The following is a 16,688-nucleotide window of genomic DNA, read 5'->3' as shown; positions in this document are numbered from 1 at the left end:
ATGGAGGAACACATGTCTTTCCGCAAGGCAGCCAAGACTCGCGCTCAAACCGCTCGTCCTGCGAGTCACGCGGTCGCAGACCGCATCACGTCTCGCGACGCCCGCATGCTCCGGCTCATCGCCGAACATCGCGTCCTGACGAGCGGCCAAATCACCCGCGCGCTGTTCACCGACAACACCCGCGCGCGGAAGCGGATCGGCGCCTTGCGCGAAGCGGGTCTGATCGAGACGTTCCGCCCTCCGGCCGCTGGATCGTCGCAATTGCACTGCGTCGCGACGGCCAAGGCGCTGAAGCTGCTCGGCTTCCCGGCCCGCAGCGCCGTGCCGGCTGGCGTCGGCCAAGCAGCTATCGCGGCCGCGCTTCGCCAGGACCTAGACCATCTACGGGGCGTCAACGAGTTCTTTTGCCGACTTCTCGCCCACAGACACGAGCGCGGTCCTGGGGCCGCGCTGGAGGAATGGCGCTCAGAGTGGTCTACCGCGCGGCTCTTCCCCGGCCGTGTCAGGCCCGACGGCTTCGGCAGGTGGCGCGACGGCGATTCCTGGTGTGAGTTCTTTCTCGAGTACGACACCGGCACGGAGCCGCTTCACAGGCTCCGCGCGAAGTGGCTCGGCTACGACAGCCTCATGCAGGCGGCCGACACGTGCTCTCCAGTACTGTTCTGGCTCCGCTCATCAGGACGCGAGCGACGTCTGCACGAGTTGCTAGCCGAAACCAGCACTGGCGTGCCGGCAGCCACTGCAGTCGGTGACCCGCAGACCGCCGACATCACCGGAATGGTCTGGCGACCGACGTTCACCGAACGGCGCCTCACGCTGGCTCAACTCGGCAGGGCAGCCTGCGATCACCTTGGAGTTCCGCAGCGGCCGAACGTCCTGTAATCGCCTCCTGAGCAGGGATTACAGCAGAAATTACATCCTCAGCGCGGTCTTGGATTCGTCCGAGGCCGCTGCTGTGTAATCCTCACGATCGGAGCGTTGTGATGGGTGTACCCGCACGTGTCGCCACTGCCGCGGCAGCCGCGTTCCTCTTCCTCGTTGTCTTCGTCTCAGCGGCTGCAAGCGCCGTGACAGCAGTCATCACCGCGCCGCTGTCCCACCTGTGGCACACTGTGGCCGCCACTCCACTGGGGACTCAAAGCCTGTGGTCCGCGGAGGACTACGTCCATTTGATTGCTGCCGCTGAACACGACGCGCCGTCTCCGCAGGCAGCCACTGCGATCGCGTTCGCGGCCAAGCAGATCGGGCAGCCCTACATTTGGGGTGGAACGGGCAACCCCGGATATGATTGTTCCGGGCTCACGCAGGCCGCCTACCGGAACGCAGGGATCGATATCCCCAGAGTGGCAACTGCCCAATATGCCGCCGGCGCCAAAGTCGAATTGGGAAGTCTCCGACCTGGAGATCTTGCCTTCTACGGAAGTACGGTGTTCGCGCATCACGTCGCAATGTATCTCGGTGCCATCCGTGGGGTTCCGGTGGTGTTGGACGCGCCCGCGCCAGGTGAAGTTGTGCGGTTCGATCCGCTGACAGCAGGCGGAGACTTGTTCGCGGCCACTCGTCCGGTCGCCGCGCAGTGATCACGCTGGCGCGATGCATGGCGCGATCGCGAGCTCGATGGGCCGCGCGCCGGGTGGCACAGCCAGCAGGTGCCGTAAAAGCCCTGTAACGCCAGGTCAAGCACCAATTACAGGGCTCCGACTGCACCCCGACGATCGTGGTTACCACGATTTCCTTGCTGCCCTGTCCCGGCGGCTCTGACCATCGCTGTCTGCTGACCTGGCTTGCCTGGCAGGCCATTCCTTCGCTTCGCCCATTCACTTCTCGCGCAGGAGCCCAATGCGGCACTGCTGATCGTCCGGCGCCGACCGGAAGAATCATCGGCGGACCCCGCCCGACTGATTCGAAAATAAATGCAAGAAAGTCGTAGGCCAAATGGGTGAAGATATAGCGGATCAGGGCTTTGACCTGTGCGTTTATCCAGATATCCTGGGTACATAAGGACGTGAGGGCGAAAGCGAATTAAGGCGATTCGCATCAAGTCCGAAGGAAGGAAGTGGAAGGCAGGACGCAAACCCTTCAGGGTGTGCCCCGGCGGCGGGATTAGGGCCCCGCCGCCGGGAATCAGGCACCGACCATCCCACGATCCCATCACAGACCAGTTAGGAACAGTTCATGAGCCTTGATCTCATTATCGCGGAGCTGCGCGAGCTCTCTGCGGACGCCACGCGGGCCGTGAAGTCTCCGGCCCCGTGCTGCGGCGGCAGCTGCCCTCACGCGTACCGCGCCGAAGCTATGGCTGCGAAGTTCACCGAGCTCGACATCATGCTGTCTAACGTCGGACGGCTGCCGAAGGCCTGGACCTCGCAGTTCATCCCCGCTCAGCGAACGCCCCGCTGACCCACGAGTCGCGGCTACGCCGCTCTCTTCCCTAGGCGCTGACGGCGCACCGCGCTGACCTGAGGTCAAGCCCTACCGGTCCGCCCTTCGCTGCCTGACTCCGGCCGTTGCTGGGCTGTCTCTGCTCTTGACGACAGCCTGCCGGCCGCCCATCACACAAAACTCTGAGAGCCCGCGGCCTGGGCGGAGCCATGCCTAAAACAGCCCGCCCTGGCCGCCGTATCGAACTGGAGCCTCCCCAATGACCACCTGGGGCACGCACTTCCCGCTCGACCCCGACCGCCTCAGCCCCTGGCTGACGGCGTACGGATTCACCCGCCACCTGGTCAACGACTACTCCGGCGTCTTCGGACGAGGACCCGCCGTCGTCCACATCGCGCGTCCGAGTCACGTCGTTGCCGTGACGGAGACGGCGGACATCAACGATCAGGCCGGACAGGTCCACACCGAGCTTTCAGCCTACGCATCCGACGCTCGCCGCATCGCGCTGCTCGGGGGCCTTGTGGAGCAGGGCCACGCGCAGATCTTCCGCGGCAGCTTCGGCGGCAACACCCCACCTGCGGTGATCCACGCCGCCGCAGTCGCGGCGCTCATCCTCCGTCCTCGACCGACCGTCACGCGCTGAGGAGGAGAGCCGACTCATGCTCAATCACACGCCAGCGGCCACCAGCGTTCAGCTCGCCAACGCCGCAGAGATTGGCAGAGCCTTGCGGCACCACGACTGGACGCCGCAAGAAGAGCCGCAAGGCAAGCACCCGGGAGCACATCGTGCCACCGTGTGGACGCCCCGGGAGTCACGTGAACTCCGCCTCTTGGTCCTCACCATCGACAACCGTCGCGGTCAGATTGCTGAACTGCTGAGGTCACGCGCCGCGTTCTCACTGCCTGATCGCAGCGGCCGGCGGCGCAGCGGGCGTCGGCCGTCCTGGCGGCTCACGGGCTACAACGCCCCTCCGCTTGCAGTCACTGCCGCTGCGCTCGCCGGAGTAGACGATGCCCCGGACAGCGAACGGCTGGACGAAGCTGGATGGGACCTTACGCGCCATGTCGCCCCCGACCACCGGCATCCTGCGCTGGCTGAGTTCACGCGACGCGACAAAGCGGTGTCCGCCGTCTTCCGGTTTCCGAACTTCAACCCGCCGTGTGAACGCTGTCGTCCCGAGAGTGACCTCGGCGACGCTGGTGGCTGGCTGATTTCGGGCCCCGGGTTCTCCGCTGACGCCACTGCCCATGCCCCAGCCACGGTTATCACGGCCTTCGCGCTCAATCTGCCGGGCAGCTCTCTGGCAGCTTCACCACCGGCCTCGGGGCAGTCGGCAACGGAGCAAAAGGGATGAGCACGAGGTCACCGAACGACGAGGCGATGCTGAACTACCTCGCCGGGGAAGAAGCCGTCACCGCTGCGGCAGACGAGATCTGGGCGGTGTCCGGTCGCCTGGTGGACGCCCAGCGTGATCTCGAGTTGGCCACCCAACGCTACGGCGCGGCTGTCGCCGACTCCGGCATCCCCTCGCAGCACGTGGAACGCATCGGCGCCGCTCTCATCCTCCGGCTCAACCGAAAGCGGCTGTTGGAAGAAGCCGAGCGCGCAGACGAGGTAGACCGCGACGCCCACGAATGAGTGCTGTCGGCTGGCGACTTCGCCGTACGCGCGGCCAAGCGCCGGGTTGGGCTCGACCACCCCCGGCATCAATGTCGCCCAGAACGAGACCCCCACTCCCGCCTCAAAGGAGCAGTCCAGTGAACACGAACACCGAACCCAGGCCAGCACCCACCCAGATTCCGCGCGGCCCCATGGCTGGCCCGGTGCCTCAGGCATCCACGCCCCCTGACTCTTGCGTGAACTTCAACCTGCCCGATGGCCGTGTCGTCTGCTTCTCGGTCCCAGTCGGGATCTCAGAGGCTGACGCGAACTTCATCGGCAGCCTCGTTCAGGCCTACGCGTCCGCCGTCGCTCGACGCGGACGCTGACGCGACAGCCGGCGGCCGCATGCAGGCCGCCGGCCCTCTCGACCCCTGGCCGCCCACGGCCGTAATGGCACAACAGCGGCCTCTCACAGATCTCAGTCAGCCCGGGCGCATCAACCGGCCCAGCGTCGCGCGCTGGTCGGTCGAGTCCGACCAGCGCCGTCCATCCTGCGGCACAGCCGCCCACGGGCCGCCCAGGCGCGCAAATACGCTCACCCACCCATCCCTGCGGAGGTCCCGATGGCTGACCCGACCGCCACGCCGCCCACGAACCCGCCCATGGCTCCGCCCAGCGCCGTCCTCATCGCCCGCATCGGCGGTACCGCGGCCGAACTCGCCGCAGCTGCGATCAGCGCCCACACGCTGTATCACTTGGGCGGCCAGCTCAACCTCGGACCGTTCACGGCCTGGCTCCTCCCAGCCGCGCTGGACGCCTACGCCTTCACCGCCCTGGCCGTCGGCTACAGCCTCCCGGCGAACCACCCTGGTCAGAAGCCCGTTCTCCGAAATGCCCGCCTCGCGTTCGCAATGACTCTGGGCTGCAACGCACTCGACCACGTTCTTCAGAAGGTCGGCGACCTGATCGACCCGACCGCCCGTGACCTGCTTTTGGCCGCTGTGGCGACTCTGCCCCCGCTCGTCGTTGAGCGGCTCCTCAATCTGCAGAGCCTCTTGGCCGACCACCGCAGTGCGCGGGCCGATCAACTGCCGACCGAATCGCCCAGCCTCCTCGACCAGGCAGGTGGAGTGGACTCGGAAACGAGCCCCGACCAGGTCGCTCAACCACATAAGCGCCCCGACTGGACCAGCCTCGGCTGCGAGGTTTTCGCCGAACTGGCCGACCGGCTCGGCCGCCGACCATCGGGCCGCCAGTTCCAGGCGGCTCTAGCCCTTCACGTCGAAGACCTCATCGCAGCCGACAGGCTCCCCTCGGGCACCCGAGCGCCATCGCTGTCATCGGTCAAGAGAGTCCGAGCGGCCATCGAGTCCTATGTCGCAGACCATCAGCGTCATGCTGCCGAAACAGACACCGGCGAAGACGAAAATGCCAAGAAACGCGAGCTCTAGCAGTTGGCCAGCTGTGCCGCGACCGCCCTGTGCGGCCGACTGCTGGTTCGGAGCTCAACCTGAGCGATGCCATCGGCGGATCGATGTCGATGTGCGTCGTAGCCACCATCCCCTACAGCTGCTAACTACTCTCCAGCAGCGATGATCTCCACGACCCGCGCCCGGTAGGCCTGCCCGAGTGCGACCGATTCCGGCGCGGCCGCCAGTTCGTCGAACTGCTCGACGGTGATCGGCTCGCCGAGTGCGGTCACGGCGTCGAGGTCGGCGGACTGGCAGGCCGTCTCCATCTCGGCAAGCGGCGCCCCCGGCGTCAGGTCCGGGAACTCCTCGAGTCCGTCTGCGAATGGAGAGTAGGCGTAGTCGAGTGCCTCAGCCGCCTTCTCGGGATCTGGGCGGGTCCACGCGCCCAGGAGGTATTCGATCATGACGGCGACGCCCATGAACGCGCCCTCGGAGCCACCCGGGTCGTCCATGGGAAGCTCCGGCGTGCCGATGGCCTGCTCCAGCCGTGCGCTGACCTCGGAGGTGACGTTCGTCGCCGGCACCGACATCAGGTACGACAGATTCATGCGCTGCGCGGCATCGATCAGCTTCCCGTACTGGTCGAAGTCCGCCTCGGCCTTCGGCAGGTCGGTGATGGCCATGGTCCGGCGTAGAGCCAGGGCGATGACGACCGCCGCCTGGTAGGGGGTGCAGGCCTCGACGCGCTCGTCGATCCCGGCAGCGGCCCGGGCTGCCAGGGCGGCGCGGGCCTTTTCCCGGTCGAGGGCCTGTGCCGCGAGGATTCGGTCGACGTCGGACTCGCCGCCAGAGGTGGTCATCGGTGGTCCCTTTCCCTACCAGGTGAACATGCTCTGGCCCTGGAGCCAGCCGCCGGACTTGCCACCAGGGAGCACTTGATTTACCAATACCACGCTCTTGCCGCCCGTGGCCGCAGGCACCGGAGGTGCGAATCCCATCTGGCTATGAGGCCCAAGCAGTGTAGCGCTGCCGATTCCGCGGCTCGTGTCGAACGGGGTGTGCACGACCGAGTTCTCGCACCAGGGGCACACTGGACGGCTCGCCGCGCCCCCAAGCGGTGTCCACCCCTTCGCCTTGATCGTTGCGAGCGCTGTCCGCTCCGCGTGGTTCTCATACTGGGTGACACCCTTGAGCGGGTCGGCCATGATCTCCCTCGGGAGGCTCCCGCTCCCGCCCACTTCGCTACGGAGGATCTTCCGCATCGCGCCCGGACCGCTCCAGCCCACCACGTGGACCTCCTTGCCCTGGTGGTCCAAGGCCCGGATGACCGCGACGGTGTAGCTGTTCTGAGAGCGCCCCTCGGGGAGCAGGCCGTGCAGGTAGTCTGCTCGGTCCTTGAGCGGCTGCAGCGCGTTCACGCACATCAGGGCGAGACCGAGGGGGTCCACCCCGATCGTCGGGTTCGGTACGTACCCCTGGTCGTTCGGTGACGGTGCCAGTCCCAGCGGATCGGGGCTCAGATACGTTCCGCGCTCGGGGTCGTAGTACCGCTGGACGTTGTAGTGCAGCCCGGTCTCGGCGTCGTGGAACTGTCCCGGGAAGCGCAGTGGGCAATCCACGTCGTGCCCTGCCTGCCCCGGTCCCGACGACGTGACGATCGGTATCCCGTACAGGCTGGTCGTGGTGTGCCAGTCGACCGAGCCGTCCGGCGCGACCAGCTCGGTCGGCGTGCCGACGAGGTCGGTGACGATCGTGTGGAAGGCCTCGTCGATCGTCGTCTGCGGCGCATCGGCGGCCCAGGACCGGCGGCGCTGCGCCACCGGGCGCTGGCCCTCACCGAGCTCGTAGTCCCACACCAGAGCTGTCCGCAGACCGTCCGGGCCCTCGGTGACCTGTTCGATCAGGCGGTTGCCGTCCCAGCCGAACGTTATGCGCTCGGCCGTCGTACCGTCCTCGGCCAGGCGGCTCTTGGCTGTGCGGCGCCCGGATGGATCGTATGTGTACTGCCATACCGTTCCGTCCGGCAGCCTGACCGAGGTCAGGCGGTCGTCGGAGTCCCAGCTGTAGTGCCACTCACGGCGCTGCCCGGAGAGCGTTTGACGCAGGGCGCGGACCGTGCGGCCTTGGGCGTCGTAGTCGTAGTGCGTCCGGCCGACCCGTCGGATCCGGGAGCCGTCGAAGACAGGCGGCTCCCCGCCGTCGTTCCCCGCCCGGTCGCCGGACTGGACCGCCTGCGCGACGTTCCCGAGCGCGTCGTACTTGTAGTTCTCGGTCCAGGTCGACGCCTGGACCGATGTGACGTGGCCGACGGCGTCGAGCTGGTAGCGCCGGGCGCCGCGCAGTGTGTCGTCGATTCCTGTGGGCGTGCCGTCTGCGCGGTAGGCGTACGAGCGCTCAAACAACACAGAAGGCGACGCGACGGCCGTGTCGCCGCCGGCCGCGCCCACCCCGCTGAGCACCTGCTGGCGCGCCAGGCGTCCGAGGGCGTCGAACTCGTGTGTCACCCGCGCGAGGCCGTCCACCGACCGCCCGGTCTCGCGCCCGGTGTCGTCGAAGTCGAACGCCAACTCCCGCCCCGAAAGCGTGAGCGTGGCCCGGCTGGCCGCCGGATCAAAGGTCCACTGCGAAACAGCCCCGGAGGACGTGATCCGCCCGACCCGCCGCCCCGTCGCGTCATAGTGGACGGCCATGACTCGACCGTCGATGCTCTCGCTCAGCGGACGGCCCGCCTCGTCGTAGGTGTAGGCCAACGACGAACCCGGGCCCGTGGCCGCCAGCAACCGTCCGGCGACGTCGTAGTCGAACAGAGTCTCGCCCTCGTCTGCCCGCCGTCGGACCACCTGGCCCATGGGGTTGCGTTCCAGGTGCACGACTTGCCCGGCACCATTGACCCGTGTGGCCAGTTGCCCCACCGCGTCGTATGCGTACTTCTGGACGCGCCCACTGAAGTCGCGCTCACCGACCAGGTTCCCGGCCGCGTCGTGTGCGTAGTCCCAGTTCCGGCCCGCAGGGTCCGTGACGCGTACCAGTTTCAGTTCGGTGTCGTGGGTGAACGTGTGGCGGACGCCGACGCCGTCGGTGGACGCGACCACCGTGTCGAAGGGTCCGTATTCGCTACGGGTCACCGTGCCGACGGTGTCCACGTATTCGATGAGGTGCCCTTCGAGGTCGTACCGCCAGGTCCCCACGGAGCCGTCGTCCGCGCTCTGCCGCAGCGGTCGGCCCTCGACGCTGAACTCGGTGGCGACGAACTCGCCGCGTTCCCCGCGCGCCTCGACGATCCGGCCGAACGCGTCGCGCCGCAGACGGGTCACCATGTCGCGCGCGTCGACGACGTCGACGGGCAGCCCCGCGCCGTCGTTGACGACGCGGGTGACGGCGCCCCACGTATCCGTCGACGTGATCACCGCGCCGTGACCGTCGTACTCGAAGGTCGAGGAGGTCCCGGCTGGGTCGGTGACCGATGTCGTGTTCCCCCGCTCGTCGTAGGAGTACTGCCAGGCGGTGCCGTCGGGCAGCGTCACCTGGAGCGGCTGCGCGGGGCCGGCGTAAACGCCGGTGATCTCCGTCCCGTCCGGACGCACGAGGCGGACGGCGTTGCCGTGTTCGTCGTAGTCGCGCCGCGAGGTGCGGCCGAGGGGGTCGGTGCCACTGAGCAGCAGGCCGCGGTCGTCGTACTCGGTGACCACGGTGTGGCCGAGCGGGTCGGTCGTCTGGGCGATGTTCCCGTTGCCGTCGTAGCTGTAGACGGTCGCGTGGCCGAGGGAATCGGTAACCGTCGTCGCCCCGGCCTCGTCGTCGTAGGCGAAGGTCGCGGACAGGAATCCGCCGTCGCCGATGCCGCGCAGGACGCGGCCGTCAGGTCCGTATTCGTAGGTGTAGCCGTAGCCGAGGCGGTCGGTCCACCGTGTGATGCGGTCAAGACCGTCGACCTCGTATCGGAACGGCTCGCCAGTGGAGTCGACGACACCGGTCAGGCGGCCTCGGTCGTCATACTGGAACGTACGGACAATCACCCCGGAGTCGGAGCCGTCGACTACGCGGATCCCGGCTACTCGAATCCCGGCGGTACCGACCGTCGTGTCCACGGCGACGCGGTAGCCGCCGCTGTGCTCGACGCCAACCGGGGTTCCGTGCTCGTCGCGCAGGACGTCGATCCGGTTGTCGTTGCGGTCGGTCAGCGCCGTCAGATCCCTGATCTCACCGTCGTCGTTACTGAAGTGGGCGACAGGGAAGTGCATGACCTGACCGGTAACCGGAGCCGTGACGAGGATCTCGTTGGTGTCGCGGTCCCACGTCAGCGGCCAGCGGGCACCATATCCGGGCAGCACGGCCTGGCCTGGCTCGGGGATCGGATAGTGCAGGATCTGTGCGTCGTCGCCGGTGAGGTGGATTCCGGCAGCGTTCACCGACAGGCGGATGTCGAGGGTGGAGGACCACCCCGGACCGAACAGCCGGCCGGCCTCGTAGCCGGACGAGTAGGACCGGCGCAGGAAGAGCGGAAGCACCCCGGGAAGTACGAGGTCTGTCTCGTTCGTCAGCATCCGGCCGGAGACGACGTCGACGGGGTCGCCGCCGGTGCAGGCCTCAAGGTTGCCGCGGGAACCGATCTTGTCGAGCAGTTTCCCGCCGTACTTGTCCATCAGCTTGCCGCCGACCTTCTCGACGAGTTTTCCGCCGAGGAACTGGGCGCCGAGCATGCCGGCACCCATGAGGGCGTCGCCCCAGTGGCCCTGCATGGCGTCACCGGCGATCTCCAGGCCGGTGCCTGCCAGTGCGATGAGATTGTCGGCTTCGGCCAGGCCCGCGGTGATGACGTCGACACCGGGGATCCAGGACGTAGCGAGAGCGATGACGTCCAGGACGGGCGCGATGTCGTTGGCGATCTCGGCGATCTTCCCGCCCCACTCGGCCAGGTCGGCGCCGATGTGCTCCCACCAGTGCTTGTTGTGGATGCCGTCGGACTGCGCGTGGCCGAGGGCCCTGGCACACTCCTTCGCCGCGGCAATGCGGTCGTTATAGGCGTCGTTGGCCTGCTTGGTCAGCGTGGCCATGGCGGCTTTGGCGTTATTCAGGTTGGTCTGTGCGGTGTCGTGTGCGGTTTGGGCGTCCGTGACGGCCTGGGGATTGGGACTGGTGGCGTGGTTCTGCTGCGCGGTCTTCAGATCAGCTGCGGCGCTGTTGGCGTTGGTAGTGGCGCGCTGTAGACCAGCGTTCGCGTCCTGTGCCTGGCGCAACGCCGAGTCTGCCTTGGACTGCGCGGCCTGTAGCTTCGGGGCATAGGCCGATAGCGCGTCGGAACCCTCGGAGTACGAGGTGTACAGCTTCTGCAGGCGGCCCGGGAGTGGGCCGTAGGTGGCCTTGAAGGCGTCGGCCGTCTGGCCCACCCACTGCAGAGCAGTCGCGTCCGAACCGAACGAGTTCAGACTCCGATATGCCGACTCCACATCATGCGCGAAGTCGCCGAACTCCTTAGCCAGAGCTTGCACCGACTCCACGACACCGGGCGTCGGATCCCCATCCAGACCCAGAATGTCCCAGCCAGACGGACGCACCATCAGTCGAACCCTCCCCCGAGTGTGCTGCTCACATCAGGCGTGAGCAGTTCCTGGGCCAGCGCTGCTGGCCTCGGCCCTCCCCTACACACAACGAAAAATGAGTCTACAAGCGGTCTCGATCTCCGTAACCCCCGAGCATGATTCGGTTGCGCTCTGTTCCGGCCATGCCTGCAACCAACTGGGCTACCGCACTGAGTTGGTCATCATCGCTGCGAGTTGTGCACTCGGCGTCGTCCCCAACTGTTCGAGGAGATCGACGAGGTCGCGGTAGCGGCGCTCGGCGGCATGCCGCTGACCGAGGTCGAGGTGGAGGCTGATCAACGACTCATAGAGCCCCTGGTTCCAAGGCTCCATGCGGATTGCCCGATCCAGCACGTCAAGGGCTCTCTCGGGGTCGGAGGTACGCACCAATTCGGCGAGGCTCTGGTGTGTGTCGATGATGCGTGTCCAGTACTGCTCGCGAAACGGGCGGAGCCAGATCTCGTAGGGCTCGGTGAGCTTGTTGGCTCGCTCGATCGCATAGCCGAGCTCCCCGCGGTACAGCTCTACCGCGGTGGTCAGCTCCTCGACGCGAGTAGCAGCGTCCACCCCGCCGCGGCGCTTGATCAGTTCGTCAAACTGCCAGACGTCGCTGTCGAAGTATTCGGGGTTCAGGTAGGCCACGCCGACGCTGCGGTCCTTGGGGAAGAACTCATGCTTGTCGCCGCAGATGCCGGCAAGGGCGGTCCGGGTGTGCGACAACGCTGTGGTGAGGTGGGCCCTGCGCTTGTCAGGGTCGTCTTCGGGCCATAGGTCGGCGGCCAAGACAGCACGGCTTACGCCGTTCTGGTACAGCACGAGGTACGTGAGCAAGGCAGTGAGCTGGACACGGACGTCGGCTGTTGCGTCACGGCCGCCGCAGACGATCTGGACCGGGCCGAGGATGTTGATCGTGATGGCCTCCGACGCGGCTGGCTTCGCGTGGGAGGCCTGCGGAGGGACCGGTGTCGGCTCCAGTGGTGTTCGTGGGGCAGGTGGTACCGAGGCCGTGGGTTCTGCCGATGGTTCAGTCCCGGCATCAGGATCGCTCCATGCCAAGGGCAAGTGTCCGAAAAGATCGCGCGCTTCGGGCAGGCTGAGATGGTATGCGATCCCACCTTGCAGCGCATTTGCTGCCGGACCGCTTGCGGAAATCTCGAAAGCAGCGTTGATGATCGCGACGCTGTTCGCCTCTGGACTGCCGAGGTAGACCGGGACCACATGCGCTGTGGGAGGCTCCGCAGGCTCATCGGATGAAGTAGTAAGCAGGAGACAACGATCGGCCGTCGTGGAGTTCGCCTCCTTCACCGCTTCTGCGTAGGTGGGGCAGACGGTCAGGTGCTCGACGCGTCGCGCGGCCAACTCGTCGCCCAGCAAAGCACGTAGGTCGGCGTCCGTCGTCACCACGGGAAAGGCGACCGAACTCGCCAAAAACCCGCCAGCCGTTAAGCAGCTGAGCAGCAGCGCCCGCGCAGCATCCTGCGCACCGTCGCCGACGAGCACGAGGCCGTTGCCCGCGGCGGTCTCCAGCAGAATCGGTCGTCCATTGCGGATCCCGAGGTAGACCGCCTCCGGTGCTCGCAGTTCCGCGAGAGCTGGCGGGACTCGCTCCACGTCGCTGACCGGAATCGAGTCGACGTAGGGATCCTCGTCATGGAACCCGAGTACGTCCGCAGCGCGAAGCAACGACGTCTCGGCCGCGCTGAACCTGGGCGTCGGCGGGACGATTTCCTCGGGATCACGGCGTCGCGGGCGAACGCGAGAGCGAATCCGCGCGGCAGCCAGGGCGGCTGTGAACCCTGCCGCAAGAGTGAGGCTGACGTAGCCGCCGTTCGGCAGATCCACCGCGACCGGGCGACGGACAACGGGACGTACGGAGGACGAATCGTCCGAGTGAGAGTGGGGCGCCGAGATGGCAGGGGCCGAAGGCACGCCACCACCTTCACCCGTAGGGTTCGGAACGACTGATGTAGCTCGTGGCCGCAAGGCTGTAGTCATGGCGGCCGGTCGCGAAGGCACGGCGTCACGTCCGAGGGTGACTTCTGAGCCACCATGGGGAAGCACAAGCCGCCAGCCGGGCTGGATCAGGTCCGGGTCGGTGAGAACGCCGCCATCGTCCTGAACCCGATATCGGTTCAGCTCGAAGATCTCGCTCCAGCGTTCAGCCTTCCCGAGGTACCTCGCGGCGATGTCCCACAGGCGATCTCCCGCAACCACTACATGGACCGCTTCTTCAGACGCGACGCTGATAGTACCCACTGACGGCCCGCCAACTTCGGTTGAAGCATGCGTGCCAGTCGCAGCGACAGCGACGCCAAGTGTCCCGCGTGCCGCGATGAAACTGAGAGCGATGCCTGTCAGGAATCGGCTGGCGAGGTTGGCGTTCTCGACAGTCGGCATCATCACGCCGGTCCGCAGACAACGTGCGGTATCGGCGGCGACGCCAGGAAGTTGCACGGCGATCTGCAGCGTGAAAAGAGCCCACAGCAGCCACGCGGCAGAGACCAGGACGTCAATCAACGCCTGATCAGGGAACAGCTTGGCTGCGTCCAACCAGCCAGTGACGTCCGCATAGTCGGGCACGTCGTTCGGCACGGGAGACCAGTAGAAGAACGATAGGCCCCACGGCAGACCGCCGATAATCCCCACGAGCACCACCAACAGCAGCGTCGGCCTGGCGATGCGAAGAAGCGCTCTCACATCAGAGCCTTTCCGTATCCGATAGCACGGGTTCGTGGCAGCTGGTCTTGGTCAGCTTCGTCAACGACGGCGGCACGGCGATGAGCGGAGTCAGGTGAGTGAGCCACGCACCGGAGAACGCCATTCCCAGGAACCCGGTCGGTCTCGATGACGCAGCGGATCTCACGCCTATGGCACGCCCGGAGAATGAGGTTCGTCGCGCGGACTGGCAGGTTGTTCGGCATGCGGAATCCCCGGAAGATCGCGTGGACGGAACCCGCATCAGTGTACAAAAGTGCAGGTCGTCGCATTGGGAAGCGAATACGTGTCGTCCTGAGGTAACCCATGGGGCGTCCAACCGTGCGTGATTGCTGCGGTTCTGTGTGACCCGGGGCCTGGCGCCTAGAAGCCGCCGGGCCCGCTGGCTCAAGTACACAGTTCGCCGGGCGGCTGGTCACATGGGACGCGAAATCTGTTTTGAAAAATCACTGCTGCCCCCCCTGAGTATCACACTAATGTGTCAACCTGGACCAGGAGGCCGCGCTACCCAGGGTGACCACATTCAGCCGGACAGCCATCGCCAAGCAGCTCGAGATACTTCAGGAGGCACCCCCACGGTTCGCGGGCGTCGCCAGCGGTTAGAAGCCCATTCAAAATGGACCGGCAGGCCCTAGACAGCGCGCACCATAAAGTCCGGACCAACCGAGGACGCCTATGGATGGCCACTCTCAATCATGCCCGTGCGGTCATGGCGAACGTCTGGGATCATTCGAAATAGTGAACCGAGGGCTCAAATTCGTCGCAGTTTTGTCGACTCCGAACTCTACCATTAGGCTGGATATGATCTTACTGTAGAGTGCTGTCCGATGGCTCGGCCGGCAGCACAAATGATCTATATCGCCAGGTTTGCGCGCGGTGGTGAGCTCGCTGCACCACCGTCACAATCTCGGGAAATGGTTCCGCCTCGTCGGTGATCGCCACCCGGATCTTACGTTCCAAAGCAGGCCACAACGCTTCAGCGAGCTTTGTCTTACTCACGGCATACTCCCACTTACCGCTAGGTTTACCAAGTTGGGCGTCCCATTTGCCACTCTCCCACACGCGCTTGACGTCTTCTTTTCTGTTGCGCCAGTATGCGAGCGCGGCAACGAGTTCAGCGCGTGACCACCCATCGCAGGTCCGGTGTACCGCCATAATCCCGTCTGCAAGCTCATCATCGCTGAAGTGGGCGAACTCGTAGCAGGACTGGTTCCAGGTGTATATCTCCAGAAGCGCCTGAATCTCTGAGTCGTCTGCCTTGATTTTCTGATCCCGAAGAGTCTTTCTGATCTCCTCGATCGCCTTGTTGCGCGTTTCGGCGACCTTGTTCGGCGCGAAAAAATTCTCAGGATCAGCGGCCACCATGAAACAAGTCGGTGGCTTGATCAGCCACCAGAACTCCCGATCACCATCTACACCTTTGTGGCTTACGAGAGGGGCTGCGGCAAGCACCGCGAGCTTCTGGATGTCGCGCTTCGTCCCACCGAGATTCAGTACTCGAATGAGCTCTGGCGCATCCGAGTACTCGAGTAGCTTCAGGATCTTCGGGACATGCGACTCCTCTGTGTCGCCTTCAACCGCAAGCACAACCCGCGGATGAGGTGAGATCCCCAAGTCCATGAGGTTTTTGTCGAGCGTGTCTCGACGGAAGCTCAAACGCTCATGCATGAACCACCACCCGCTACGGGGGTCGATTTCAGGCAGCGGCTCGGCAAGTCCGTGACTGGCAAGGTCCTCGTAGAACCGGACCAAGATCTCCGCCGTCACGCGTAGATCCATTGCTGACAAGGCGGCGTTCTTGAGGCCTTTGTGCGAGCTCGCAGGTGCCCGGCGAACGAGGCGGCTCCACTCGTCGCCCATCGGATCAATATGCCGGGCCCTTAGCAGCAACTGATCCGCATCCTGACGAATCTGGGCGGCCGGGTAGCCAAGCAACTCGCTCATCGCCACAGGGTCAAAGTTGCTGCGGTAGCGTTCCCAGTCCTCGATCTCAGTGTTCGAGAGTTGGATCCATTCCGGGTCGAGGCTCGGCAGGTAGCGCGCTTCAAGCGCTGTCGCTGCCACGGCAACGCGCCAGAACCGTGCCATGTGCTGCACGAAGTATTTATTGGGATCGGGAACCCGCGCCCGCTTCACGTTGCCGCGAAGCGAATATCGACGCTGTTCCAGGAGTGATAGCAGCTCTGGCAAGGCCGCCAACTGGTACCAGGTGTAGATCAGGCCGTTCCACCATCTGCGGGGGTCCGCCTTCGTACGGTCGAACGGCAACCTCGGATTGAACGGCGTCGCCGAGAGATCAAGCAGCTTGCCGGCGGCTCGCGCGCCATACAGTTGCCCAAGCCGCGTACTGTTCCAGCCTCGCCGCTCTTCAGCCTCAGTCAACGGAATCGGATCGGAGCAATGGCTGTCGCGGACCACCACGAACGGCGCCAGGAGTCCGTGCCGGTACAGCTCGCGAAGAGTCGAAAGGTCCAGCTTGCAACCGCGGCGCTCAGCCTCGCTGACGAAGTCATTCGTGTCGAGGGGATGGCGCTGCGAGAACGTCCAGGGCATCGCCGTAACGGTCAGTGGAGAACATATGTCCGGCTCAGTTATGAGATCGCCATCCTCAACCATGCACTAACGGTACGCGCGAGGGTTAGCCCAGTGCAGGCAGTTTCGACGTCACACATGTTCCAGACTCAAGTTGACGCTCACCCAACTGCTCGGCGGTCGAGCCCGCGTCCCCAGAAGGGCCGCGTTGCTGCGGGCGAAGCTTCCAGCGTCGATGGTCCCCGCGTCGCCAAAGCGGCCCAATAGGGCCTAGACGTCGTATAGGGGGGGTTGACAGCGGTAGCCGGGGGTTGCTAAGGTTGGTTTCGCTGGAGGTTTGGCAGAGCGGCCTATTGCGCCGACCTTAGGAGTCGGTGGCTGGTTCCGTCCTACCGGAAGCTGGCCCGAGGGTTCGAATCCCTCAGCCTCCGTGCCGCACGCAAACGGGGGACCACTAGTTGAAGT

Annotated in this window: 11 protein-coding genes and 1 tRNA gene; 8 read left to right on the top strand and 4 right to left on the bottom strand. The window is 65.6% G+C overall.

Going from position 1 to position 16,688, the window contains the following annotated elements:
- The first annotated feature begins 12 nt into the window (after positions 1-12).
- The 7 genes from GWK61_RS07115 to GWK61_RS07085 all read left to right on the top strand — a co-directional run bounded on the left by GWK61_RS07115 (position 13) and on the right by GWK61_RS07085 (position 5,436).
- Positions 13-882: a replication-relaxation family protein gene (locus tag GWK61_RS07115; protein WP_194906277.1), complete on the top strand. Its 870-nt coding sequence runs from the start codon at positions 13-15 to the stop codon at positions 880-882.
- A gap of 101 nt (positions 883-983) precedes the next feature.
- Positions 984-1,580, top strand: coding sequence for a C40 family peptidase (locus GWK61_RS07110; RefSeq protein WP_194906274.1), 597 nt, complete (start codon positions 984-986; stop codon positions 1,578-1,580).
- A 595-nt stretch (positions 1,581-2,175) separates the two neighbouring features.
- On the top strand, positions 2,176-2,400 hold the full coding sequence (locus GWK61_RS07105) for a hypothetical protein (protein ID WP_194906272.1): 225 nt from the start codon (positions 2,176-2,178) through the stop codon (positions 2,398-2,400).
- 241 nt (positions 2,401-2,641) lie between these two features.
- Positions 2,642-3,025 carry a hypothetical protein gene (locus GWK61_RS07100; RefSeq protein WP_194906270.1) on the top strand — a complete coding sequence of 128 codons (384 nt, stop codon included), beginning with the start codon at positions 2,642-2,644 and terminating at the stop codon, positions 3,023-3,025.
- A 16-nt stretch (positions 3,026-3,041) separates the two neighbouring features.
- Positions 3,042-3,737, top strand: coding sequence for a hypothetical protein (locus GWK61_RS07095; RefSeq protein ID WP_194906268.1), 696 nt, complete (start codon positions 3,042-3,044; stop codon positions 3,735-3,737).
- Positions 3,734-4,021 (top strand): hypothetical protein, encoded by a 288-nt coding sequence (locus tag GWK61_RS07090; RefSeq protein ID WP_194906266.1) that lies wholly within the window; start codon positions 3,734-3,736, stop codon positions 4,019-4,021. The genes GWK61_RS07095 and GWK61_RS07090 overlap by 4 nt, the downstream gene beginning before the upstream one ends.
- Positions 4,022-4,608: 587 nt before the next feature.
- Positions 4,609-5,436 (top strand): hypothetical protein, encoded by an 828-nt coding sequence (locus GWK61_RS07085; protein WP_194906264.1) that lies wholly within the window; start codon positions 4,609-4,611, stop codon positions 5,434-5,436.
- Positions 5,437-5,561: 125 nt separating this feature from the next.
- Here GWK61_RS07085 and GWK61_RS07080 read toward each other — a convergent pair whose 3' ends face one another.
- From GWK61_RS07080 to GWK61_RS07065, 4 genes are all read right to left on the bottom strand, one after another.
- Positions 5,562-6,257 (bottom strand): hypothetical protein, encoded by a 696-nt coding sequence (locus GWK61_RS07080; RefSeq protein WP_194906262.1) that lies wholly within the window; start codon positions 6,255-6,257, stop codon positions 5,562-5,564.
- 15 nt (positions 6,258-6,272) lie between these two features.
- A complete protein-coding gene (locus GWK61_RS07075; RefSeq protein ID WP_194906260.1) occupies positions 6,273-10,955 on the bottom strand; it encodes a DUF6531 domain-containing protein in 4,683 nt (1,560 codons plus the stop codon).
- 183 nt (positions 10,956-11,138) lie between these two features.
- Positions 11,139-13,673 carry an AfsR/SARP family transcriptional regulator gene (locus GWK61_RS07070; RefSeq protein WP_194906257.1) on the bottom strand — a complete coding sequence of 845 codons (2,535 nt, stop codon included), beginning with the start codon at positions 13,671-13,673 and terminating at the stop codon, positions 11,139-11,141.
- Positions 13,674-14,498: 825 nt separating this feature from the next.
- Positions 14,499-16,307, bottom strand: a complete 1,809-nt coding sequence (locus GWK61_RS07065; protein WP_194906255.1) for a hypothetical protein — start codon at positions 16,305-16,307, stop codon at positions 14,499-14,501.
- 247 nt (positions 16,308-16,554) lie between these two features.
- Here GWK61_RS07065 and GWK61_RS07060 point away from each other — a divergent pair.
- A tRNA-Leu gene (locus GWK61_RS07060) sits at positions 16,555-16,654 on the top strand.
- Positions 16,655-16,688 lie beyond the last annotated feature (34 nt).

This window comes from Catenulispora rubra (genome assembly GCF_015356825.1).
Taxonomy (GTDB): domain Bacteria; phylum Actinomycetota; class Actinomycetes; order Streptomycetales; family Catenulisporaceae; genus Catenulispora; species Catenulispora rubra.
Note: the sequence above shows the minus strand (reverse complement) of the source record. Positions and strands in the feature narration are given on the sequence as shown.